The following is a 24,540-nucleotide window of genomic DNA, read 5'->3' as shown; positions in this document are numbered from 1 at the left end:
GGCGTGTTCCTTCCGATTAGCGGTAAGAGAGTTCGAGGACGGCGGCGGGAAGGCGCTCGCCCTGAATTTCGATCGCCGCTACCGCGCGCTCGATCTCTTCAAGATCGTCGCTGGTCAGGACGACATCGGCGGCGCCTATATTTTCCTGCACGCGGTCAAGGCGGCGCGTTCCGGGGATCGGTACGATGAACGGCGCACGGGCGAGCAGCCAGGCCAGCGCAACCTGTGCCGGCGTCGCCTGCTTCCCGGCCGCGATTCCGGAAAGGAGATCGACCAACGCCTGGTTGGCCGTGCGCGCCTCTTTCGTGAAACGCGGCGATCCAGCCCGGAAGTCGCTGCTGCCGATCGGGGTCGAGGGATCGATCTTGCCCGTGAGATAGCCGGCACCCAAGGGGCTCCAGGGTACGAAGCCGATGCCCAGTTCTGCGCAGAGCGGCAGGACGTCCGGCTCGGGATCGCGCGTCCACAGCGAATATTCGCTCTGGATGGCGGTGACGGGCTGCACGGCATGAGCCCGGCGAATGGTGCCGGCGGCCGCTTCGGAAAGACCGAAGTGCCTGACCTTGCCGGCAGCGATCAGATCCTTGACCGTGCCCGCCACGTCCTCGATCGGCACGGCCGGATCGACCCGGTGCTGGTAGAGCAAGTCGATGGTCTCGATACCGAGACGCCTGAGGCTCGCATCGACGACCTGCCGCACATGATCCGGACGGCTGTTGACCCCCGCGCCGCGTTCGCCGGTGCGCGGGTCGATATCGAAGCCGAATTTGGTGGCGATCACAACCTCGTCGCGGATCGGGCGCAGCGCTTCGCCGACCAGTTCCTCATTGGTCCAGGGGCCATAGGCTTCCGCCGTGTCGAAGAAGGTCACGCCAATATCATGCGCACCGCGAATGACGCGGATCGCTTCGGCATGGTCGGGGGATGCGCCATAAGTAGAGGCGAAGCTCATCGTGCCGAAGCCGATTTCGCTGACGGCCAGACTCCCCAGATTGCGTTGCTTCATGGAAAATGGTCCTTCGAGAGAGTGTACAGGGTTTGCCGCAAGCGGCGATCAGCCGGGGGGCGGCAGCTTGCCGGCGCGCATCGCCGCGATGACACCGCCGTCGATCAGCAAGTCACTGCCGGTGATGAAGCCGGCGTCAGGACCCAGAAGAAAGCTCGCGGCAATCGCGATTTCTTCGGGGGGCGCCATCCGTTTCGCGGCCGAGGCGTCCACCATCGCCCGAAAGATGTGGCCAATCTCGGAGTTCAGCTCGTGGCGCCCGAGCGGCGTCATGACGATGCCGGGACTGATGGCGTTGACGCGGGCGCCGCGCTCGCCCCAGCGAACCGCTTCGGCCTGCACCCGCAGGATATTGGCACGCTTGGCGACCATATAGGCCACCAGCGTGTCGGGGATCGCGTCGGCCTGCAGGCACGGAAGCGCCAGCAGTTCATCGGCCGGAGCATGGGCCAGCTGCTTTTCATCGTCCTCGGGAAGCTGGCGCATCATGTGGCCCGCCATGCTGGAGACGACCAGACCCGCCCCGCCGCTGGCGATCACCTTGCCGAACTCCTCGAACACGACCGCCGACCCATAGAGGTCCACTTCCAGAATCTTCTCGACAGGCGCCATGTTGGGCGAAAGGCCGGCGGTGTTGACGACCTGCATGACCGGACCCATCGCCGCGGCGACTGCTGCGAGCGCCTTGACCGAAGCGCGTGAGGACACATCGACCTGTTGCGTGGTCACATCGTAGCTGGCGGCGGCCAGCTCGGACGCGGCGTGCGCGAGCGTATCCTCGTTCCAGTCGGCCAGCAGGATCGCCCTGCCGCACCCCTGCCGCCGTGCGATGGCCTGGCCGATGCCGCCGGCTCCGATCACTACAATCACGTCTTTGGTCACGGTCCGTCTCCGAAATGGGCGGGCGCCGCGCGCCTCCGCCGTCAACGGAGATCCATATAGGCCGTAGCTCTTTCAGCTATTAGACGCTAAGTTCTGCATGTTCTTATATCTGGAGCTTATCAATGAAACGGGAGGAACTGAGCGATCTTGCCGTCTTTCTCGCCGTTGCCGAAGCACGCAGCTTCACCCGGGCTGCCGCAACGCTCGGCACGTCACAGTCGGCGATCAGCCAGATCGTGCGCCGCCTCGAAGCCGGAATGGGCGTGAAGCTCCTCACCCGTAACACGCGGAACGTCGCACCGACCGATGCAGGCGAGCAACTGATCGCCACCCTTCGTCCGGCGTTCGACGAGATCGACGCCCGGCTTTCGGCACTCAGTGCCCTGCGCGAACGCCCGGCCGGAAAGGTCCGGATCACGTCGAGCCGTCATGCCGCCGAGACGATTCTCTGGCCGGCAGTCGGAAAGCTGCTGAAGGACTATCCCGAGGTAACGGTCGAGATCTCCATCGACAGTCACCTGACCGACATCATCGCCGAGCGCTTCGATGCCGGCATACGGCTTGGCGAACAGGTCGCCAAGGACATGATCGCGGTGCGCATCGGCCCTGAACTGCGCATGGCCGTGGTCGGTGCGCCATCCTACTTCCAATCGCACGGCAGCCCGCGGACGCCCCATGACCTGACCGACCACGCCTGCATCAATATCCGTATGCAGACCAAAGGCGGGCTCTACACATGGGAATTCGGCCGCGATGGCCGTGATCTCAATGTCCGCGTCGAAGGCCCGCTGATCCTCAACGACGTACCCATGATCCTGGCAGCAGCGGCCGAGGGTATCGGACTCGCTTGCGTCATGGAGGACCAGGCAGAGGCGTTGCTGAAGGCAGGCAAGCTCGTGCGGGTTCTGGAGGACTGGTGCCCGCCCTTCTCCGGCTATCACCTCTATTATCCGGACCGTCGCCAATTGCCTCCCGCATTCTCGATCCTCATCGAGGCGCTTCGCTTTCGAGGTTGAGGCGAACGGCATTTCGGCTCGCAAAGTGTAACTCCGGCCTCGACCAGCATGCGCCGGGCACTAGCGGCCGGGTGAACGGCCGCTAGTGCAGGAAGCAGTGGAGGACCGGCGCCTATAAAGTGAAACCACCATCGATGGTGAGGCTCGCCCCCGTGATATATCCCGCTTCCTCGCGGGCCAGATAGGACACCAAACCGGCGATTTCCTCAGGCTTTGCCACGCGCTTCAACGGACTCATCTGGGAGAGCATGTCGATGGAACCCGCGTTGATGTCGGTGTCGGTCGGCCCCGGCTGGATGTTGTTGACGGTGATCCTGCGCGGCGCCAGGTCCAGGGCGACGCCCTTGACCATGGCCGCGACCGCCCCTTTCGTCATCTGGTAGACGCTCGATCCGGCAAATCCGGTGCGGATCGCGACATTGCTGCCGATCGTGACGATGCGTCCGCCGTCGACGATGTGCGGCGCCGCCGCCTGTATCGACAGGTAAACGCCGCGGACGTTCACGGCCAGCATGCCGTCCAGTTCATCGAGCGCGACCGCCTCGATCCTGTTCATGCGGAACAGGCCGGCGTTGACGAGGACGAGGTCGATCTTTCCGAAGCGATCGACGAAGCGGGCAACGGCTGCGGTGATCGCGGCAGGGTCTTGGCTATCGGCCCGAATTGCCAGGGCCTCTCCGCCTTGCTCGGCGATGGTTTCGGCCAGTGCGCCGGCCTGTTCTTCGCTGTTGACGTAAGTAAAGCCAACGGAATAGCCGTCCTGCGCCAGTCGTTTGACGGCGGCAGCGCCAATGCCGCGTGATCCGCCGAAGACGAGCGCAGTCCTGGTCGCGGGTTCGATATTCATGGCAAGTCCTTCTTGAGAATGATGGTGGGGAAAATCAGGGGATCAGCAGCAGCTTGCCGGTGGTCGCGCGGCTTTCCATGTCGCGGTGCGCCTCCGCCGCATCGGCCAACGGGTAGACGCCGCCGAGCCGCACCTTGAGATCGCCCTTCAGGACCCAATCGAACAGGCGCGCGGCGTGCTGCCGAAACCGTTCGGGGCTATGGATATGATCGGAGAAGACTGCGTAGCCGAGCTTGATGCTGCGGGGCAGGCTCAGGAGATCGATCGGGCCAGGGCCGCCCAGAACGGGGCCGTACCAGCAGAAGGTCCCGCTCCGCCGGAGAGAAGCGATCGATCCCTGAAATGTCGTAGGCCCGGAGCCGTCATAAACCACATGCACGCCTTCACCGCCGGTCAGCGCCAGCACTTGCGAGGCAAAATCCCCCTTGGCATCGACGATGACATGGTCAGCGCCCGCTTCCCTGGCGGCGGCCACTTTGTCCGCGCTCGACACGCGGCCGATAACGGTCCCTCCCCGCAGTTTGACGATCTGGGTCAGCAGCAGTCCCAGTCCGCCCGCCGCCGCATGAACGAGGGCAATCTCGCCTGCCTGGACAGGGTGGAAATCCGTGGCGAAATGGCTGGCCGTAAGGCCCTGCATCATGATCGCGGCTGCGGTTCTGTCATCCAGCCCATCGGGAATGGCCACGAGCGATTCTGCCGGCAGCATGATCTTCCCGGCATAGCTGCCCGGGGCGTAGACCCAGGTGACGCGCTGGCCGATAGCCATGGCAACACCCGCGCCCGCCGCGACGATCCGGCCTGCACCTTCCACACCCAGGACCTTGGGATTGGGCATTTCCGCCCAGGCCATGCCCTGGCGAACGCCGATGTCCATGAAATTGACGCCGGCAGCGGTAATCTCGACGAGAACCTCGCCAGCTCCGGGTGTGGCAGGCGGCTCGGGAACGTCAGCCAGGTCGAGCACGTCCGCCCCGCCCACTCCGGTCATCACGATGGCTTTCATTTATCGTATCCTTTTATTGAATGATCGTTCCATAATGAGGCAAATAAAAAGACGCCCGGCGCCTATCGCAAAGCGCGTAGGGCCAGATCGCCAAGAGCACGCAAGTCCTCGTCTCCCGCACCGGCCCGCGCGGCAATCCGCAAACCGGAAAAGCTCATCACGATGAACGAAGCGATCGTATCGGCAGAAACATCCTGGGCAACATCCCCCTCGGCCTGCGCACGCGCTATCGTATCGGTCAGGATTGCCCGCATGGCAGAGTCGGCAGCGTCGCGGATGGCGACCAGTTCCGGCCGGCTACGGCCGAATTCGCAGATCGAGCCGACGCCGAGACAGGCATCCCGGGCATTGTCGACCACCCGGTCGACCATCGTCTGGATACCGTCGATGGCGCGCGGCTTGCTTTGCAGCATGGCGATATGCTCGCCGGTTTCGTCGGCGGCATAACGGCGCAGCGCCATCTGGTAGAGCTGCCATTTGTCGCCAAAGGTGTTGTAAAGACTCTGCCGCCCAATGCCCATGGCATCGACCAGCATTCCGGCCGACGTGCCCTCGAAGCCATGTTCGCGGAATACCGCCATGGCTGCGTTCAGCGCTTTGTCCTGATCGAATTCCCTTGGTCTTGCCATGATGTGCCAGATAGGCGTTATGGAACGATCAGTCAAGTATTGATGAATGGATGCCGGCTTGCGGCAGTCCTCGCCTTTCAGGAAGCCAAGGCAGCCGGTCCGCGCGTGGAGCAAAAAATCGGACCCTGAATAAGCTGCCGACTTGACAGGACCTTGGGAAAGATACCGCGAGCCGACCTTGCTTCTATCCATCACCCCCCTGCAAAATGCCGCTCGAGGCGCGCGGCTTCGCCGGGCGTGATCGGCATTACCGCGCCGTGCTTCGGACCGGCGAAGTTGGTGGCCTTCATCGGCGAGCCGGGGTCGTTGAACCGGCCGAGGTTGCGGAAGTGCTTGAAGTCGCTCGTTTCGGAGAAGCCCATGTTGTTCGGCCTGGCTCCGAACACGTCGTACATCAGCACATAGGTGTTCGTTCCGGCCCGGCGCCAGAGATTGGGTGCCTCGGTTCCCACGGTCTCGGGATCGACGGGTTTGGGATCGAAACGATAGCCGCCGTCGATCCTGTCGGAGACGGCCTGGCGAAGATGGCCGGGCTTCTCGTGCGCGACGTAGAACAGGTGATACTGTTTTCCGACGCGGGTGATGTCTCCATCGATCGAGCCGACATTGGCCTTGGGATACGTGAACAGCGGACGCGGTGGCTGAATAAGCGTCGTGAACGCGTCATCGGCATAGGAATAGACCATGTGCTCCGTCCCGGCTCCGTCGCGCGTGGTGTAATAGACCATCAGCTTGCGGGCCTTGGGATCGTAGAGCGTCTCTGGCGCCCAGGCCGCGCCGAGGCGAGAAGTTTCGGGAAAGAGCTTGTCGACCGGGACGATGGCATGAGTCCAGTGGATGAGATCGCGGGACTTCATGAATATCAGCGAGCGGTTGTTGCCCCAGCCATGTGTTTCCTTCGGCCGTTCCCATTCCGTTTTCCTCAGTCCCTCCCGCTGCGCGTAGATGTGAAGATCGGTCATGCTGAGGTAGAAGGCGCCATCGGGGCCGCGCATGATATGGGGATCGCGAATGCCCTTCTGTTCGGCGATGTCGCGGCCCTCCAGCACCGGTTTGCCGCCGTTGACGTCCGTGAAGGAATAGCCGTCGCGCGAGACCGCGATGTGCAGGGAATGGGTCTCGTCCTTGAAGTAGACCAACAGATAAGCGGTAAGCGCAGAAGCCGAAGGAACCGGCGAGGCTTTTTGATCGGCAAGGCTCTGCACGATCTCAAGCTGCTTTTCCGGCACGCCGCTGCCGGGCTGCGCCATGCCAAACGTGGCGGAAGCGCCGAGGGCAGCAAGCCCGATTGCTGCCAGACAGGCAAACTTCACCTTCATTTTCCTGACTCCCCTCGATCGCCCGTCGGCGCATCTCATTCCACTTCCAGCACCGTTACCGACTTGGCCGGCAGTTCGAGGTCCACGCCGCCGCCGGCGAGGCGGGCCGGCAACGGCCGCGGGACGAACGGGTCCGCCTTGTCGAACGTGATGCGGGTATCGATCCGGTCGGCGGTGAGCACCCGGGCGTTCGCGCGGTGCCAGCGGCCGCCATCCAGGCGGATGTTCAGCCGGTTGGCGCGCGCCGGATCGAGATTGGCGATCGTCACATGCAGCTTGCCGCTCGCATCGCGCGATGCCGAAACGTCGATGGAGGGCAAGCGAACGTCGCCCTGCACGTAATCCGGCGTCCGCACCGTGGCGGGCAAGGCCTGCGCCCCCTGATGGACCTGGTACATCTCGAAGACGTGGTACGTCGGGGTGACCACCATCTTCGAGCCTTGCGTCAGCACCAGCGACTGGATGACGTTCACCATCTGCGCCAGGTTCGCCATTCTCACCCGGTCGGCATGGCGGTTGAAGATATTGAGGCTCTTCGCTGCGATCAGCGCATCACGCAGGGTGCTTTCCAGATAGAGCTGCGAAGGGGCGTTCTTCTCGCTCTGGAACCAGGCACCCCATTCGTCCACCGCGAGCGCGACGCGCTTTTCGGGATCGTAGCGATCCATGACCTCCGAATGGCGGCGGATCAGGTCGTCGGTAAGGTCGGCACGCGCCAGAGCCGCCGCCCAGCCGGCCTCGTCGAAGCCCACGTTCCGTCCCTTGGCATGCCAGTCGTTGCCGGCGAAAGTGTAGAAGTGCAGCGACAGGCCCCAGAGCAGCGGCCGGTCCGTCGTCAGCGACAAGGGGGTCGGCTGCGGGCGCCACTTCATCGCCTGCGCCATCACGCGGTCCGTCCACGCATAATCGTCGGTATCTGCGCCCACGGCGATGAGTTTCGCCCGCTCGCCGGAGTACGTGCGCAGGAAAGCGGCATAATGCCGGAAGGCCGCGGCATAAGTGTCCGCGGTCATATTGCCGCCGCAACCCCAGCTCTCATTGCCGACGCCGATGAAAGGCACTTCCCAGGGTGCCGCATGCCCGTTCGCCGCCCGCTCCTGCCCCGGCGCACTGTCCTGCGGGGCGGTCATGTAGCGAAGCCAGTCGTCGGCCTCCCGAACGCTGCCGCTGCCGAGGTTTACCGAAACGAACGGCCTGGCGCCGATCTGGTCCAGGAAATCCATGAACTCATGCGTGCCGAAGGCATTGGTTTCCGGAGACTTGTCCCAGGCGGCATTGATCCCCCGCGGCCGCTTGTCGGCGGGACCGATGCCATCCCGCCAATGATAGCCGTCCGCAAAACAGCCGCCCGGCCAACGGATGTTCGGAACCTTGATGCGGCGCAAGGCGGTGACCACGTCCGAGCGAATGCCACGCACATTCGGGATGGCGGAATCTGGGCCGACCCAGATCCCCTCGTACACGCCTCGCCCGAGATGCTCGACAAATTGGCCGTAGATGTTGGGATCGATCGTCGGGCCGCCGCTGTCTACCGAAATAGACACCTCCGAGCGCAACGTCTTCGCCGCCTTCTCCGAGTCCTGAGCGTTTCCGCTCGCGGAAACGCAAAGACTGCCTGCAGCGAAAACCATCGTGACCCGTCCCGGCCACCGTCTGAATGTTCGAAACATCCTCTCCTCCCAATTGTCGGAGTATTAATGCCATAAACTGGCTGAGGTCAATTGCTAAGCGGAACACTAGTCCACATAGAGGGCCGAGGAAGATCGAGATGCCAGAGCTTGCCCCTGCAAGCGCCTTCATCCGTTCAGCCTGACCCTTCGGGAAGCGTCCGGCTTGGCGACTACTATCAGCCAGTTGTGCCGGACTCTCATGCTCAAGGCGGGGTCTTCGACTGCCCGGTAATTGATGCGCTCTGACATAAGTAAGGCGAGAGGTTCCCGGAAATACGCTTTAGAATATTCCACGCATTCAGCTCCCTTGCATCGGGAGCCTTGCATCATCGTGCGCATTCGCAGCGCTGGCATCCCAGGTGCGGCTCAGGCCGCGAGTGCGAGTTTCATGGGTCTCGAAGTCCATCTTGAAGGCGATTTCGCCTTCCGCAGCCTCGTCTTCGAAAGCCATTTGAAGAAACGGCTTCGGTCGAAAAGCTGAAAAGTCCTCCACACGCCAGTTGCAAATGCTTCGCATTTACGCAACACGCTCGCAAAATTCATTGAGGGTGCGACATGCGGGGACATGGGAAATTGCGGTGCGCGGCGCTTTGCGGTGTTGCGGTGGTGGGGATGCTGCCGGGAATCGCTCTCGCTCAGACAGCGGAACAACCAGAGGCGACGCGTGCCGAGGACATCGTCGTCACTGCGGACCGGCGTGACAGCTTCAGCGCCGACTTCGTGCAGGCCGGTACGTTCCGGGACGCTCGCCTGCGCGATACGCCGCTTACCATTGCCGTCCTGACGAAAGACCTGCTGGAGGCGCAGCAGGCCCGCTCGGTGATCGACGCGGTTCGCAACACCCCCGGCGTCACCCAGGCCCAGATCAACAGCGCGATCTACAGCAACCTCGCCATCCGCGGGATCACGCTCAGCAACTTCACGAATGTGCGCTGGAACGGCGTCCTGCCGATCGTCAACCTCGTCGAGCAGCCGATCGAGAGCAAGGATCGCATCGAAGTGCTCAAGGGCGCGGCCGGGCTCTATTACGGCTTTGCCACGCCGTCCGGCATCATCAACCTGGTGACCGAGCGCCCCCAGGCCGTGCCCGTCAACCGCATCGACTTCCAGGGAGACAGCAACGGATCGCTGGGCGCCAATTTCGATGTCGCCCGGAATTTCGGCACCGCCGGTCTGCGCGTCAATGGCGGCGCCTCGACGGTGGAGACCGGGATCAAGCGTAGCTCCGGTTCGCGGCGCTTTGTTTCAGGCGCGTTCGACTGGCGCCCGCTCGATGGACTGGAGGTGCTTCTCGACGCGGAATACAACTTCAAGACCGTGACCGAGCCCACCGAGTTCAGCCTGCCTGCCGCCGTGAACGGCACGATCGCCCTTCCTCCCCTGCAGCCCGCGTCCAAGAATCTGGGCGCGTCCTGGATGCAGGGCCGCGGATGGGAAACCAACCTGCTGGCCCGCCTGAACTACGACTTCACGCCGAACTGGCGCGTTTCCCTGGCTGCGGGACAATCCTACCTGACGCGCAGCCGCGCCTATTCCTCGTTCGGCGGCTACAATCTCGATACCGGCGACGGCCGCGTCACGGTGGCGATGACGCGCGGCAACGACTACAAGAACGTCATCTATCGCGGCGACATCTCGGGTTCGTTCGAAACCGGGCCGATCAGGCACAATATCCTGATCGGCATTTCCTACTATACCCGCGACAGCAACGTGCCCACCGCGGTGCGCTACAGCTTCGCGCAGAACCTCTACGACCCGGTGGACATTCCCCAGCAGCCCGCCCCGCCGCGCATCATTGCCAACCCTTCGCGCGCGGAAGACCTGGGCATCTACATCCTGGACCGCGCATCGCTGGGCGAGTGGCTGCAGGCGACCGTCGGCTACCGCAAGACCGACTACAGCGACGTCAGCCGCACCTCGAACTACAAGATCAAGCCGGGCACCTGGTCCTATGGCCTGATGGTGAAGCCGGTGTCCTGGGCGAACCTCTACGCGAACTATATCGAGGGCCTGGAGCCGGGCCCGATCGCGCAGCAGATCGCCAGCAACGCGGGTGAAATCCTTCCCGCCGCCGTCAGCAAGCAGAAGGAGGCCGGTATCAAGATCGAGCCGATCCGCGGCGTGTTGATGACGGCGGCCTATTTCCACATCAAGCGCCCATCGGCCTATCTGAACAGCGCAAACCTGTTCGTGCAGGATGCCGAAGCCGTCTACGAAGGCGCGGAATTCAGCATCGTGGGCGAAGTTCTGCCACGGCTTTCGCTTTCGGCAAGCGCGCTCACGCTCGATGCCGCGCAGAAATCCGGAAACGCTGCCGTCGTCGGCAAGATGATCGAGAACGTCTCGAAATTCTCCGGCTCGATCTTCGCCGAATACCGTGTGGCGGCGGTCGAGGGCCTGCGCGTTTCGGCGGGCATGTTCCATGTCGGCCGCCGCGCGGTGAACGCGCTCAATCAAGCCTTCGTACCGGGCTACGAGACCTTCGACCTCGGCGCCAGCTACAGCTTCGACCTGGCCGGCAGCGCCGCGACCGTGCGTCTTTACGGCGAAAACGTCACCGGCAAGCGCTATTGGGCCTCGACGGGGTCGAGTCTGCTGGCGCAGGGCTTGCCTGCCAGCGTCAAGATGAGCATCTCCACACGGTTCTGATCCGCAGACTTACGGCGAACGTCGCCCCTGAAAGGGCGCTGCAAAGGGAATTGAAGCGAACAGACGATGCGTATTCTTGTCGTGGAAGACGATCACGCCCTCGCGGCTGAAGTGGCGCGCACGCTGCGGAGCGAAAACTTTGCCGTCGACCTTGCGGACAACGGCGAGGAAGGCCTGCACCTGGCCACGACGGAAGGGTACGATGCGCTCGTACTCGATCTGGGCCTGGCGCGGATGGACGGCATCTCCCTGCTGCAGGACTGCCGCGACAAGGGCCTGACGCTGCCCGTCCTGATCCTGACCGCGCGGGATTCCTGGGCCGACAAAGTGGCGGGTTTCCGCGCCGGGGCGGACGACTACATGACCAAGCCGTTCCTGCCCCAGGAACTGACGATGCGCCTGCGCGCGCTGATCCGCCGCGCCAACGGCCATGCGGCAACGCGGCTGGTCTGCGGACGGCTCGCCTACGACGCGCAGCTGGGCCACTTCGAACTCGACGGCATAGCGCTGCGCGTCACGGCGTTCGAATGGCGCGTCCTCTCTGCGCTCGTGCTGCGCAAGGGCGTGGTGGTGGACCGCCGCGAGCTGCTGGAGCGGGCCTACGAGTACGACGTGGACTCCGATTCCAATTCGCTGGACGTGATCATCGGCCGGCTGCGGCGCAAGATCGGCGCGGATATGATCGAGACCGTGCGCGGCCGTGGCTATCGCCTGAGGCCGGGCTGACCATGACGCCTCTCAGCGCGGCAGGGTGAGCACCGCGCAGAGCCCGCCCATCGTCGATCGCGTCAATCCCAGCGCACCCCCGTGGAGTTCCGCGAGTTCGCGGGTGATGGACAGGCCGAAGCCATGGCCGTCGCCCCGCTCGTCCAGCCTTTGGCCGGGAAGCAGCGCCTGCTTCAGTGCCGCGCCGCTCAGTCCCGGACCATCGTCTTCCACGGCGATGGCAATCGCCCTTTCCTGCTCGGTCGCGGCGATGCGCACGGTGGTCCGGCCCCACTTCGCGGCGTTGTCCAGCAGGTTGCCCAGCATTTCGCTCAGATCCTGGGGATCGCATTTCACCAGCATGTCCGGGGGAATGACCGGCGCGAATGCGATGCCGCGCTCCACATATATCCGCTGGAGGGCATCCACGATGTCGGCCACGGCAGGGGCAAGCAGCAGGGATGGCCGCCCCGGCGCGCCGGGGGAGGCAGCACGGGCGCGGCCGAGATGGTGCCTTATGGCGCGGTCGATCTGGCCGGCCAGTTCCAGAAGCTCCCCGTCCGGATCGCGCGCTGGATCCCTCAGCTTGATGCTGAGCGTGGCCAGCGGCGTCTTCAGACTATGCGCCAGGTTCGCGACGTGTGAACGCGCCCGGGCCAGCGAGGCTTCGTTCTCGTCCAGCAGATTGTTCGCCTCCTGCACGAGCGGGCGCAATTCGGCGGGCTGATCTGCCGGCAGGCGCGCGATCCGGCCGCTGCGCACGTGCTCGAAGGAGCGCTTCAGGCGGCCGAGCGGCAGCAGGCCGACCTGCAACTGGAAGATCGACGTTGCCAGCAGGATGACGCTCAGACCGCCGAGGACGAGCAGGACCGGGCGCACGGCCGCGAGGCGCAGCCGCTCGTAGACGGCATGAGGCGCCGTCGCGACGATCCGGACGGGGCCGCCGGGGGTCTGCTTCTCCAGCAGGCGAACGTAGAGATCGCCGGAGCGCCCGGTGCGCAGCAGTTCCGGCGGTGCGCGGAAATGCCCTTCCCGCCCGCGCGGCCCCTCTTCCCGGAAGTCCAGCGCGCCGATCTGTTCCGTGGAGCTTACCACCTCGCGCGGGGTCTCGATCCGCCAGGCCCATCCGCGCCGATACTGCGTGAACGGCCCGATCTCCACCAGCATGTCCCGGTCCACCGAACCGTCCGGCCGCACGCTGCGGGACAGCAGCCCGATCTGGCCGTCCAGGCTCTGGTTGAGGCTGCGGCGGACATATGTGTCGAGCACCGTCTCGACCGAGAGGCTGGCCGCGATCAGGGCGGCGATGGTCAGGACCGTCCCGATCAGAAGCAGCCTGGACCGGATGGACAACCTGGCCAGCGAAGATGGCATCGAGAGCCATCGGTAAGGGATCGACATGAGGAACTTTTCCGTAAGAGACCCGGGTCGATTGCGACGCGCGGCGGCTCTTGTCAAAGGGATCCGGGCCGAAGCCCCCGCAGGGTGGCGCGCACCTTAAACCGAACATGAACGGTTCAGTTCACGTTCGGTCTGGACGCCCTGCGATAGACCCGCGCGATGCGAATGCTTCGTTACAATGTACGGCCGCGGCTCCTGTCCAGGAGTTCCGTCGATGCCCCGGCGTTGGAAGATGTTCCGGCCGAAGTAGCCGACCAGGCCGCCGCCAGTGCATTGGTATCTCTGGGATCGCTGGCATTTCGCGAGCGCCGCCTGGTGACGATATTGCGCCGCCTGTTCCATCCGCAGAAAGCGGCCCCGGTGGACAGCCGGATTCTGGCGAACCTCCCGGGCGCCATACTCGACAGCTTCGAATGGCTGGCGCGCGAAGCGAAAGCCAACGACATCGTGGTATTTCCATCGGGCGCGCCTTTCATCAGCCGCGACGAGAACACTATCATTCACCGCATCGCGGCGCTGCAACGGCCGTCGCTGTCGGGCAACTGGCATCTCGCCAATGCCTTGCAGCGGGCGATGAAGGCCTGTGCGGTCGCGCTGGCAAGCGATGTCCGCCGCCTTCCTGCGCGCGCCATGCTGCTGGAGCGCGATAGCTCGCAAAATCCCGCGCTGCGGATCGAATATATCGGCAAGCCGCGCTCAGGCCCTGCCGCTCACGACAAACCCTTCCGCCGGCGCGGCAAGCTATGGGACGGCAAGTCCGAACCGCCGCCCGGCTCGCTTCGCGCAAGGGCCCTGGAGATCGTGCGCCGCCATCCCACCGCCTCCACCGCCCAGTTCCTGGCGGCGGGCATCACGCATCAATATCTCAGCACGCTGCACAAGGACGGTTGGGTCGAGCGAACCGGCCACGGCATCTACCGCTTCCCGAAAAGGCTGGACAGGAGCAACGATCAAAGCTGAAAAATAATATAGATTAGGCACATCAAGCCTTAATCAACAATATCATCCCTACATAAACGCCGATGACATCCGTCATTCGGCGATTTTCTCGTTGTTTATTTTGGAATGTAGAACTAATTACTTCACGATAATTACAATTCGTGAAAATTCATCCTTGCCAGAATCGCAAATCATTCTCATTAGCGCCTCCAGTTGACATGCAATAGCAACATCAGGGGGTTTTCGTGTCTCTTTCACGCCTACGATCCAAGTCCGCCGCCGTCGCGCCCGCCTATCTGGCGATGAGCTGCCTGGGCCTGCCAGCAACACCGGCAATCGCACAGGAAGAAGGCCAGACCGCTTCGCCGCGACTGGGCGGCGTCACCGTCAGCGACACCGCTATCGACGAGGAAAGCTACAAGACCGACAAGGTCGATTCGCCTAAGTACACGGCGCCGCTCGTCGATACGCCGCGCTCCATCACCGTCATTCCGGCGCAAGTGATCAAGGACACCGGTTCGGCTTCCCTGACCGAAGCGCTGCGGACCGTTCCCGGCATCACGCTGGGCGCCGGCGAAGGCGGCAACCCGCTCGGCGACCGTCCCTTCATCCGCGGCTTCGACAGCCAGACCAGCACGTATCTGGATGGCGTGCGCGACGTGGGCGCCCAAAGCCGTGAAGTCTTCGCGGTGGAGCAGATCGAAGTCGTCAAGGGCTCGGACAGCTCGATGGGCGGCCGGGGCAGTGCCGGCGGCAGCCTCAACCTGGTCTCGAAGCTCCCCACCGGCGACCGCTTCATCGCGGCGAGCGGCAGCCTGGGCACCGACGAATACAAGCGCGCCACGCTCGACGTGAACCAGCCGCTTAACGACTTCGTCGGCCTGCGCGTCGCGGCGATGTGGCACGATCAGGACGTGGCCGGACGCGATGCGATCTGGTCCAAGCGCTGGGGCGTGGCACCGTCGATCAAGCTCGGCCTGAACGGTCCGACCAGCCTGACGGTCAGCTACTATCACCTCGAAACCGACGAACTGCCGGATTCGGGCATTCCCTACCTCTATACTTCGGCCAACGTCCCGGCGGGCATCACCGAAACCGGCCCGGCAGACCGCTACACCACGATCAGCGGCGTCGACGTCGACCGTCCGCGCGGTGCTTTCTACGGACTGGAGGACCGCGACTTCCGCAAGACCAATGTCGACAACTTCACGGTCCGCGCGCAGCACGAATTCGACAACGGCATCACCCTGCGCAACACCTCGCGCTATGGCCGCAGCGACCAGCGCTATGTCTGGACCCAGCCTGATGACCAGCAGGGTAACGTCTACGGCGTTCGCAATGCCGCAACGGGCAGGATCACCGCGCCCGGCGGCCAGGTATGGCGCCGCGCCAATACCCGCTACAGCTACTCGGAAGGCCTGATCAACCAGACCGACCTGTTCGGCGAAGTCACCCCCTTCGGCCTCAAGAACACGTTCGCCGCCAGCTTCGAATGGGCGCGCGAGAAGGCCGCGAACGGCACATACGTCTCCAATGCCGCGACCGGCGCCGCAATCGCCACCGGATCGACGCAGAGCCCGCGCTGCAACACCGACATGCTGGCGCGCTATAACTGCACCTCGGTCGACAATCCGAACCCGAGCGATCCCTGGGTCAGCTACGCCAGCGACACGTCCTCGGCGCTGGCGACGATCGAGCGCAGCCTGCCCAAGACCTGGACGCTCTCGCGCGTCGACAGCTGGGGCGCCTCGCTGTTCGACACGATCACGATCGCCGACAACCTCCTGCTGAACCTGGGCGGCCGCTACGACCACTACAAGACCGAAGTCAGCCCCGGCCTGACCGCGACGTCCACGGCCAACCGCACCTGGGTGAGCCGCACTGACGACTTGTGGAACTACCAGGCGGGCCTCGTCTTCAAGCCGACGGCCGACAGCAGCATCTACATCTCCACCTCCAGCTCGGCGACGCCTCCCGGCTCGTTCCTGGCGCAAGGCAGCGAAGGCAATGCGCTGAACACGACCGCGCAGGATCTGACGAATGCCCTCAAGGTGGAAAAGACCAAGTCCTACGAAGTCGGCACCAAGTGGAATCTCTTCGATGACACCCTGGCGCTGACCTTGGCCGCCTTCCAGACCCGCACCAAGAATGCCCGCACCACCGGTGAAAACGGCACCGTGGCGTTCATCGGCGATCGCCGCATCCGCGGCATCGAATTCGGCTTCAACGGCAACATCACGCCGCAGTGGAACGTCTTCGGCGGCTATACCTACATGGACGCGAAGATCGTCGACGGCGGTATCACCACCACGACGGCCATCGACACCGTCACCGGCCAGAGCGTCACGATCTTCGGGCCCTCGGTCAACACCGGCACGCCGTTCCCGAACACGCCGAAGCACAGCTTCACCGCCTTCACCAACTACAACCTGACCTCGCAGTTCACCGTAGGCGGCGGCGCCATCTATATGAGCAAGGTCTATGGCGGCATCCAGGAAGTCGGCGCGCGCACCATCACCAATGGCCAGCTCGTCCTGCCGCGCACGCTGGCCCGCATGGTCCCCAGCTACTGGCGCTTCGATGCCAATGCCTCGTTCAAGATCAACGAGATGGCGCAGGTCCAGGTCAACGTGCAGAATGTCTTCAACAAGCTCTATTACGACAAGGCCTATACCGCGCATTACGCCAGCCAGGCAGCCGGTCGCACGGCCATCCTGACGCTCAACGTGAAGTACTGACCTCACCGTCATCGTCACGGCATCGGCCTGCTTTCAACCGAAAGCAGGCCGATGTGCTGTCAGGCGAGGCGGCCGCGCGGCGCTGGCCTAGCTTTCCGTGGGTGTTTTCCGGAATGCGATCCGCACGGTGAGGCCGATGTCCGTGTCGGGAATGGCGTGGTCCGCCCCGTGCAATCCCGCAATCGCGGAAACCAGCGCGAGGCCCAGTCCCGATCCCGGTGTGTGCCGGCTGGCATCGAGCCTGTAGAAACGGCGAAAGACGTTTTCCCGCTCCTCCGCTGGAATCCCGGCGCCATTGTCGCTGATCGCGGCCACGGCGCGTCCATCGACGATCGCCACGCGCGATCGGATGATCGATCCGGCACCGGCATGGACGATCGCGTTCTCGATCAGGTTGGTGAAAAGCTGCGCGAGCAGCTCGCTGTCGCCCTCCACCATCACGCCGGGCGCATGGTCCGCGTGAAAGGTCTGGCCCGCATCTTCCGCGACCGGCGCATAGGCCTGGTGGATACGGTCCATCAACTCGCTGAGGTCGACTTGGGCAAAGCGCCTGCGCCCCACCCCTCCTTCCAACGACCCGATCCGCAGCAGCGCCTGAAACGTCGCGAGAATGCCGCTCGTCTGGGCGAGCGCATCGTCGATCATCGCCGGTTCGACCGCGGGACTGTCCTGCATCTGTTCGAGGCGCTGGTGCAGGCGGCTGAGGGGTGTGCGCAAGTCGTGCGCGATGTCGGTGGAGACCTGCCGCAGCGCCTCCATGGCGGCGGCGTTGCGCTCCAGCATGCGATTGAGGTTGTGCGTCAGTTCGTCGAATTCGGGAGCCAGGCCGATCATCGGCAGGCGCTCGGCACGATCGCCTTCGATGATCCGATCCACCGCGCGGTTCACCCGGGCGAGACGCCGCAGAAACAACCGCCCGGTCAGGTACCCGCCCAGCAGGGCGAACAGCGTGATGCCCAGCCCGCTGAGGAAGGTGAAGCGGCCCAGCCGCCGGCGCAGCATCTGCACGTCGTAATTGTCGCTCGCCACGATCAGCGTCAGTCCATCGGACAGCGGCGCGCCCAGCGTCGTCATGCTCTCCTTTCGGAGCCCCCGGCCGCCGGGCGCCGGCTCGGTCACTTCCACCATGCCCCAGCCCTTGCGCGCGGCAGACATGGGAAGGTCGCCGAACAGCCGGCGACCATCGGCGCCCAGCAGCAGATAGCGATAGGGCGCCTCGGGCCGGACACCGGCGTGGCGCGCCATCGCATCGGTCAGTCCCGATCGGCCGAGCTGGAGATATTCGCCTTTCAGCACGGTCATCTCCGCGCCGATCCCACCGTTCGTCGCCTCTACCGCGTATCGGCCGATCTGCTGCTGCACGATCACCAGCAAAGCCGCCGAGCCGATGGCGAAGACGGCTGCCAGCAGCAGGGCGAAGCGGAACGCGGCGCTGCGTGTGGCCCCCGATCGCGCGGTGTCACCCGCCATCGATACGGTATCCCGCCCCGCGCACCGTCTGGATCAACTCCTTGCCGAACCCGCGATCGACTTTGCCCCGCAGCCGACTCATGTGGCTTTCGATGACATTGGTCCTGGGGTCGAAATGGAACGACCAGACGTTTTCGAGAAGCATCGTGCGGGTCACGACTTCTCCGGCGTGAAGCATCAGATATTCCAGCAGCTTCAGTTCCTGCGCCTGCATATCGATACGCATGCCCCCGCGCGTCACGGTGCGCCTGATGCGGTCCAGCTGCAGATCCTCGATGGTCAGTACGGTCTGCGTCTCGACGATAGGCGGCCGCCGGGCGAGAGCATTGACCCGCGCCAGCAGCTCGCTGGCGGCGAAGGGCTTGGCCAGATAGTCGTCCGCGCCGCCTTCAAGGCCCTCCACCCGGTCCTCCACGCCGTTCATCGCCGTCAGGAACAGCGCCGGCGTCCGCACACCCATGGCGCGAAGGGCCTTCAGCGCTCCCAGACCGTCCAGCCCCGGCACCATCCGGTCCAGGATGAGCACGCCGTGGTCGCCGGTGGAAGCCAGGAAGATCGCGTCCTGGCCGCTGGTGCACGTATCCACCACATGCCCGGCCGCACCCAGCACGCGTTCGAGATGCGTTCTGGTGGCCTCGTCATCCTCAAGCAGCAGGATCTTCATCAAGCCCTTTTGCCTCGACATCCGCTGCGTCCGCAAGTTGGCAAAAATCAATGTTCGGATCATCTTCGGCGAAGGTTGCCGCGCCTATCGTCCTCGGATCGGGACCCGGCGGAACAGATCTGCCGGCCCTCCCTGCGATCTTGGAAAGACAGCCTCCAGGCATGGCAAGAAACCGTTCCCGTCATTTTGCGGCTATCTCGCTCGCCGTCGCTCTCTCGGGCTGCGCGCATTATACGCCCTTGCCGCTCTCGACGGCCGCCCCCCTCGCCGCGACTCTCGACACCGCAGACCAGCAGGCACCGCTTTCCGTGGAGCAGGTGGTGACGCTGGCGCTCGCTCATAATCCCGATCTCAAGGCGCTGCGGCTCCAGCGCGGCATCGCTGGCGGACAGACCACGCAGGCAGGCCTTCTCGCCAACCCTTCGCTGAGCGGCGCCCTCTTGCCGCTGCTCTCGGGCGCGGGCAGCGTCCCGGCCTGGAACCTGGGCATTGCGCAGGACATCAAGAGCATCCTCACTTACAAGTCGCGCAAACGCGCCGCGCTCGCCAGCGAGCGGCAGGTCGATGCCGGCGTGGTCTGGCAGGAGTGGCAGGTCGCCGGGCAGGCGCGGCAGATCGCCACCGACCTCATCGTCGGCGCGCGCAGCCGGCAGAGCTACCTGGCCGCGTACCAGCTCCTTGCCGACCGCGGCGCGAAGCTGGAAGGTGCGCTGGCCGCGCACCGCGTCACCTTGCTCACGGTCGCGCCGGACCGCGTCGCGCTGCAAGCGGCGCGGTCTGCCCTCGATGCGCTCGACCAGCAGCAACTTGCCCTCATGCACCAGCTCGACGCGCTGCTCGGCCTCGCGCCCGACGTGATCGTGCCGCTCGCCCGGCAGCCCGACCTGCCGCCTTTCGATCCGGAGGAAGTGCGCGGCCAGATCGCCACTCTGCCCGACCGGCGGCCGGATCTCGCGGCGCTGCGCATGGGCTATGCCGCTGCGGACGAGCAAGTGCGCCAGGCCATCCAGTCCCAGTTCCCCGACCTCATCCTTGGCGGCAGCCTGTCCAGCGACAACGCCAAAGTCATCAATGGCGGTCCCGACATCCAGATCGGCCTGCCGTTCTTCGACCGCGGCCAGGGCGCCATCGCCGTCGCCGGGGCGACGCGGGAGCAATTGCACGCAGACTACGACGCCCGGCTGGCCGCAGCCGTCGGCACCCTGAGCGCCCTGCTTCGCCAGTACGAGCAGCTCTGCGCCCAACTGGCGAGGGCACGGCGCGATCTGCCCGCCGTCCGCCTTTCCGCGGACCGCGCGCAGGCCGCGTTCGGCGCCTCCAACCTCGACGAGCGCAGCTATCTCGATCTCGTCACGAACCGCTTTGCCAAGGAACAGGAAATCATGACGCTGGAGCTGGGCCTGCTCGATCGCCAGATCGCGATCCAGACGCTCGTCGGATCCGGATTGCCGGGGCTTGCCCCCTTGCAGGACGCCCCGGCAGGTGCCCGATGAGGGCCCTGCTCGCATGGCCTTTTGCGGCGCTCCTGGCCGGTTGCGGTTCAACCGCGACCAACCCCGATTCCAGTTCCCAGCCCGCGGCAAGTGCGCTCGTGAGCGTCGTGGCTGCCCGGCAGGGCGCTCTGCCCGCAACCGTCGTGGCTTACGGTACCGTCAGCCCCGCGCTTGATGGCACCGTGACCTTGAGCGAAGCACAGCCGGGACAGGTGACCGCGCTGGCCGTGGCTCCGGGCATGGCGGTGCGCGCGGGGCAGAACCTCGCGACTTTCGTCACCGCGCCGGCATCGCGCAGCAGCTATCTCCAGGCGGCCAGCGCGCTCGCCGCCGCGCGCAAGCAGGAGGCTTCCACCGCGCAGCTCCTGTCGCAGCAGCTCGCGACGCAGGACCAGCTGACCCAGGCGACCAAGGCCGTCACCGACGCGCAGACCGCGCTGGCAGCATTGCAGGCGGACGGTGCGGGCAAGCCCATCCATGCGGTGGTCTCGCCGTTCGACGGCATCGTCACCGCCGTCGCCGTTACCCAGGGCGATCGCACCCAGGCAGGTGCGGCGATCCTCACCCTCGCTAAAGCGGGCGACATCGTCGTCACCGTCGGCGTGGACCCGGCCCAGCGCGCAGGCATCGCGGCAGGGCAGGCCGCCAGTCTCAGGCGCCTCTCGGGCGGAGGTCCGGTGCGCGGCAAGGTCGTCCGCGTAGACAGCGCGCTGAACCCGGTAAGCCGGCTCGTCGATGTCGACCTCGGCTTTCCCGCTGGCAGTCTGCTGCCCGGCGAGTCCATGCAGGTCGCGATAGAGACCGGCGCAGTCCATGGCTGGGTCGTGCCGCACAAGGCAGTCGTCACGGCGGGCGGGCCCGCGCGTGTTTTCCAGATCGCGGGCGGCAAGGCCAAGGCGGTGCCGGTGCAGATCACGCTCGCGTCCGATGAAGGCGACGTGGTCCAGGGCGCGCTCGATAGCGGCAAGCCCGTGATCGTCGAGGGCGCCTACCAGATCAGCGATGGCGACGCCGTGCGCCGGAACAACCGATGATCGAGAAACTGCTGCGCACCCAGTCGCGCGCCATCATCCTCGTCGCGCTGGCGATGGCGCTTGCCGGGATCGTTGCGGCCCTGTCGCTGTCGATCGGGCTGTTTCCGCAAGTCTCGTTCCCCCGCGTGGTCGTCGACCTCGATTCCGGAAGCCGCCCGGCAGACCAGACCGCCCTGACCGTCACGCGTCCGGTCGAAGAAGCCATCCGCGCCATCCCCGGCGTGCAGAACGTGCGCTCGGAAACGAGCCGCGGCTCGGCGCAGATCTCGGTCGATTTCGGCTGGGGCCGCGACATGATCGCCAGCACCCTGCTGGTCGACACGGCGGTGGGCCGCACCCTTCCCTCGCTTCCTTCCGGCACGCAGTACGACGTGCGGCGGATGGATCCCACGGTATTCCCCATCATCTCCTACGCGCTGGTGTCCGACAGCGCGGACCCGGCAGCCCTGCAGGACTTTGCCCGGTATCAGATCACGCCGCTGCTCTCTTCGATCACCGGTCTCGCGCGCATCGGCGTGCAGGGCGGCGACACCTCGGAAGTGCAGGTCCTCGCCGATGCGCACCGCCTGGCCGGCTACGGCCTGTCGATGACGGATCTTGCCGCAGCGATCCGCAACGGCAACGTGCTGAGCGCGGTGGGTCAGGTGCAGGATCGGGGGCGACTGTCGCTCGTCATCGCCGATCGCAGCGTCGCCAGCGCGGCGCAAGTGGGCGACATCGTCGTCAAGGCGGCGAGTGCGGGCGTGGTGCGCGTCCGCGACGTGGCGACCGTGCAGGAGGGCGCCGTTCCGGTGTGGCAGCGCATCGTCGAGGACGGCCGGCCCGCCGTGCTCTTCAACATCTACGAGCAGCCCGACGGCAACGCGGTCAGGATCGCGCAGCAGGTCGAACAGAAGCTTGCGGGCCTCAAGCTGCCGCCGGGCGTGAAGCTGGTGAACTGGTACGACCAGAGCCAGCTCGTCACGCAGTCGGTCTCCAGCGTCCGCGATGCGGTGCTGATCGGCCTGGTGCTGGCAGGGCTGGTACTGCTGTGGTTCCTGCGCAGCTGGCGCGTGACGCTGGTTGCCGTCATCGTCGTTCCGGCGACGCTCGCCGCCACCGTGCTGGTGCTGAGCATGCTCGGCATGAGCTTCAACATCATGACCCTGGGCGGCATCGCGGCCGCCGTGGGCCTGCTGATCGACGACGTCATCGTCATGGTCGAGCACATCGCCCGCCGTGCCGGGGCTACCGGCCCGGACGGAAAACCCGCGGGGAACCTGGCTGTGACGCCCGCCGCGCGCGAATTCCTGGCGCCGCTCACCGGATCGAGCATGGCCACCCTGATCGTCTTCCTGCCACTGTCCTTCCTGACCGGCGTGACCGGCGCCTTCTCCAAGGCCCTTTCGGTGACGATGGCCGCGGCGCTGGCGATCTCCTGGGCCATGACCGCGTTCGTGGTGCCGATCCTGGTGCGCCGACTGGTCGACTTCGACACCTGGCGCGACCCCGGTGAAAGTCACCCGGACGGGCCGGGCGAAGGCACCGTCGCCCGCGTCCACGACCGCACGCTGGACCGCCTGACCGCCCGCCCGTGGCTGCTCGCGGCAATCGCCGTGCCCTTGCTCGCCATCGGCTACATCGGATATTCCAACGTTCCCACCGGCTTCATGCCCAAGGTCGACGAAGGCGGCTTCGTCATGGACTATTACACCGCCGCCGGGACTTCGCTCGACGAAAGCGGCCGCCAGATCGGCCAGATCGACGCGATGCTGCATGCCAATCCCGAAGTCCTCACGTTCTCCCGGCGTCTCGGCACCGGCCTGGGCGGCGACCTCGGCCAGAGCTACCACGGCGATTACTTCGTGCGCCTCAAACCCGATCACAGCCGGCCGACAGAAGAGATCGCCGCCGCCGTTGCCGACGATATCGCGCGCAAGGTGCCCGGCGTGCAGATCGAGGTCGCGCAATTGGTCGAGGACCTGATCGGCGATCTGACCGCCGTGCCGCAGCCGATCGAAGTGAAGCTCTATGCTTCCGACCCGACGATCCTGGAAGCCGAAGCCCAGAAAGTCGCGGCTCTGGTGGGCAAGGTTTCCGGCGTCGTGGAAGTGAACGACGGCGTGCAGCTTGCCGGCGATGCGCTCGACGTCCACGTCGATCCGGTTCGTGCCGGTATCGAGGGCGTGGCCCCCGCCGATGTGGAAACGCAGCTCTCCACCGCGCTGACCGGCACCGTGGCGACGACTCTGGCACAGCCGAACAAGGCCGTGGACGTGCGGGTGCGCCTGCCGGATGCGACGACGATCAGCGAGACCGGCCTCGCCCAGCTGCCGATCCGCGCTACCGACGGCCACATCTTCCCGCTCGCGCGGGTGGCGACGATCCAGCCGGTCACCGGACAGCCGCAGATCGGGCGCGAGAACCTCGAACCGATGATCGCCGTCACCGGCCGCATCCAGGGCCGGGGCATCGGCGCGGCCGTGGGCGATGTCCAGGCCGCGCTCGACAGGCCCGGCACCCTGAGCCCCGGCGTGCGCTATGAGCTTGGCGGTCTCTACCAGCAGCAGCAGATCGCCTTCTCCGGCCTCATCAAGGTCTTCGCCGCCGCGCTGGTGGCGGAACTGGTGCTGCTGCTGGTCCTCTACCGCCGGTTCTGGCTTCCCGTCATCATCATCGGCTGCTCGCTGCTCTCCACCACGGCGGTGTTCACCGCCTTGTGGCTGGCAGGCGTGGACCTCAACATCACGGCGCTGATGGGCATGACGATGATCATCGGCATCGGCACGGAGATGGCGATCTTCTACGTCTCGGAGTTCGAGGAACTGTCGCGCCGCATGCCGCCCGCACAGGCGGCGCGGGAGGCCAGCCGCAACCGCCTGCGCCCGATCACCATGACCACGCTGGCCGCGATCCTCACCCTGCTGCCGCTCGCTTTCGCGATCGGGCAAGGGTCCGGCATCCAGCAGCCGCTGGCGATCGCGATCATCGCCGGCCTGCTGCTCCAGTATCCGCTGGTCCTGCTGGCGATGCCCGTGCTGGTCCGGCTCACGCTTCCCCGGCGGGACTGATCCCGACACGGATCGGGAGGAC

19 protein-coding genes are annotated in these 24,540 nt (G+C 65.3%); 8 read left to right on the top strand and 11 right to left on the bottom strand.

The features are described from left to right. Positions 1-16 precede the first annotated feature (16 nt). Positions 17-1,006, bottom strand: a complete 990-nt coding sequence (locus EDF57_RS06790) for an aldo/keto reductase (RefSeq protein ID WP_134093579.1) — start codon at positions 1,004-1,006, stop codon at positions 17-19. Between the two features lie 48 nt (positions 1,007-1,054). Further along, positions 1,055-1,888, bottom strand: a complete 834-nt coding sequence (locus tag EDF57_RS06785; protein WP_134093578.1) for an SDR family oxidoreductase — start codon at positions 1,886-1,888, stop codon at positions 1,055-1,057. Between the two features lie 122 nt (positions 1,889-2,010). Between EDF57_RS06785 and EDF57_RS06780 the strand changes: the two genes are divergently transcribed. Further along, positions 2,011-2,904 carry a LysR family transcriptional regulator gene (locus EDF57_RS06780; RefSeq protein WP_134093577.1) on the top strand — a complete coding sequence of 298 codons (894 nt, stop codon included), beginning with the start codon at positions 2,011-2,013 and terminating at the stop codon, positions 2,902-2,904. Positions 2,905-3,016: 112 nt separating this feature from the next. Here EDF57_RS06780 and EDF57_RS06775 read toward each other — a convergent pair whose 3' ends face one another. From EDF57_RS06775 to EDF57_RS06750, 6 genes are all read right to left on the bottom strand, one after another. Next, entirely contained in the window at positions 3,017-3,751 is a 735-nt protein-coding gene (locus EDF57_RS06775; protein WP_134093576.1) for an SDR family oxidoreductase, read from the bottom strand. Positions 3,752-3,785: 34 nt separating this feature from the next. After that, positions 3,786-4,757: a quinone oxidoreductase gene (locus tag EDF57_RS06770; protein ID WP_134093575.1), complete on the bottom strand. Its 972-nt coding sequence runs from the start codon at positions 4,755-4,757 to the stop codon at positions 3,786-3,788. Positions 4,758-4,819: 62 nt separating this feature from the next. After that, positions 4,820-5,578, bottom strand: coding sequence for a TetR/AcrR family transcriptional regulator (locus tag EDF57_RS06765; protein WP_243840926.1), 759 nt, complete (start codon positions 5,576-5,578; stop codon positions 4,820-4,822). Beyond that, positions 5,578-6,705, bottom strand: coding sequence for a glycoside hydrolase family 43 protein (locus tag EDF57_RS06760; RefSeq protein ID WP_134093574.1), 1,128 nt, complete (start codon positions 6,703-6,705; stop codon positions 5,578-5,580). Before EDF57_RS06760 ends, EDF57_RS06765 begins: the two co-directional genes overlap by 1 nt. Positions 6,706-6,740: 35 nt before the next feature. After that, positions 6,741-8,249, bottom strand: a complete 1,509-nt coding sequence (locus EDF57_RS06755) for an alpha-L-arabinofuranosidase C-terminal domain-containing protein (RefSeq protein ID WP_243840925.1) — start codon at positions 8,247-8,249, stop codon at positions 6,741-6,743. Between the two features lie 424 nt (positions 8,250-8,673). Beyond that, positions 8,674-8,826, bottom strand: coding sequence for a hypothetical protein (locus EDF57_RS06750; RefSeq protein WP_166675175.1), 153 nt, complete (start codon positions 8,824-8,826; stop codon positions 8,674-8,676). A 161-nt stretch (positions 8,827-8,987) separates the two neighbouring features. Between EDF57_RS06750 and EDF57_RS06745 the strand changes: the two genes are divergently transcribed. Further along, positions 8,988-11,024, top strand: coding sequence for a TonB-dependent siderophore receptor (locus tag EDF57_RS06745; RefSeq protein WP_166675194.1), 2,037 nt, complete (start codon positions 8,988-8,990; stop codon positions 11,022-11,024). A gap of 66 nt (positions 11,025-11,090) precedes the next feature. Next, positions 11,091-11,750 carry a response regulator transcription factor gene (locus EDF57_RS06740; RefSeq protein WP_134093570.1) on the top strand — a complete coding sequence of 220 codons (660 nt, stop codon included), beginning with the start codon at positions 11,091-11,093 and terminating at the stop codon, positions 11,748-11,750. 12 nt (positions 11,751-11,762) lie between these two features. On the opposite strand, the gene EDF57_RS06735 is transcribed toward EDF57_RS06740, so the two are convergent. Next, on the bottom strand, positions 11,763-13,130 hold the full coding sequence (locus EDF57_RS06735; protein WP_134093569.1) for a HAMP domain-containing sensor histidine kinase: 1,368 nt from the start codon (positions 13,128-13,130) through the stop codon (positions 11,763-11,765). Between the two features lie 225 nt (positions 13,131-13,355). Here EDF57_RS06735 and EDF57_RS06730 point away from each other — a divergent pair, with 225 nt between their 5' ends. Next, positions 13,356-14,090 (top strand): type IV toxin-antitoxin system AbiEi family antitoxin domain-containing protein, encoded by a 735-nt coding sequence (locus tag EDF57_RS06730; RefSeq protein WP_166675193.1) that lies wholly within the window; start codon positions 13,356-13,358, stop codon positions 14,088-14,090. Between the two features lie 224 nt (positions 14,091-14,314). Further along, positions 14,315-16,807, top strand: coding sequence for a TonB-dependent receptor (locus tag EDF57_RS06725; RefSeq protein ID WP_243840924.1), 2,493 nt, complete (start codon positions 14,315-14,317; stop codon positions 16,805-16,807). Positions 16,808-16,894: 87 nt separating this feature from the next. Here EDF57_RS06725 and EDF57_RS06720 read toward each other — a convergent pair whose 3' ends face one another. Both EDF57_RS06720 and EDF57_RS06715 read right to left on the bottom strand, forming a co-directional pair. Beyond that, entirely contained in the window at positions 16,895-18,277 is a 1,383-nt protein-coding gene (locus tag EDF57_RS06720) for a HAMP domain-containing sensor histidine kinase (RefSeq protein WP_134093567.1), read from the bottom strand. Further along, a complete protein-coding gene (locus EDF57_RS06715) occupies positions 18,267-18,941 on the bottom strand; it encodes a response regulator transcription factor (RefSeq protein WP_134093566.1) in 675 nt (224 codons plus the stop codon). Before EDF57_RS06715 ends, EDF57_RS06720 begins: the two co-directional genes overlap by 11 nt. 161 nt (positions 18,942-19,102) lie before the next feature. On the opposite strand from EDF57_RS06715, the gene EDF57_RS06710 reads away from it, so the two are divergent. Genes EDF57_RS06710 through EDF57_RS06700 form a run of 3 tightly spaced genes read left to right on the top strand, consistent with a single transcriptional unit; the run spans position 19,103 to position 24,518 of the window. Then, positions 19,103-20,434, top strand: a complete 1,332-nt coding sequence (locus EDF57_RS06710) for a TolC family protein (RefSeq protein ID WP_134093565.1) — start codon at positions 19,103-19,105, stop codon at positions 20,432-20,434. Then, positions 20,431-21,468, top strand: a complete 1,038-nt coding sequence (locus EDF57_RS06705; protein WP_134093564.1) for an efflux RND transporter periplasmic adaptor subunit — start codon at positions 20,431-20,433, stop codon at positions 21,466-21,468. Before EDF57_RS06710 ends, EDF57_RS06705 begins: the two co-directional genes overlap by 4 nt. Then, positions 21,465-24,518: an efflux RND transporter permease subunit gene (locus tag EDF57_RS06700; protein WP_134093563.1), complete on the top strand. Its 3,054-nt coding sequence runs from the start codon at positions 21,465-21,467 to the stop codon at positions 24,516-24,518. Before EDF57_RS06705 ends, EDF57_RS06700 begins: the two co-directional genes overlap by 4 nt. Positions 24,519-24,540: the final 22 nt, after the last annotated feature.

This window comes from Novosphingobium sp. PhB55, assembly GCF_004368805.1.
Classification (GTDB): Bacteria; Pseudomonadota; Alphaproteobacteria; order Sphingomonadales; family Sphingomonadaceae; genus Novosphingobium.
Note: the sequence above shows the minus strand (reverse complement) of the source record. Positions and strands in the feature narration are given on the sequence as shown.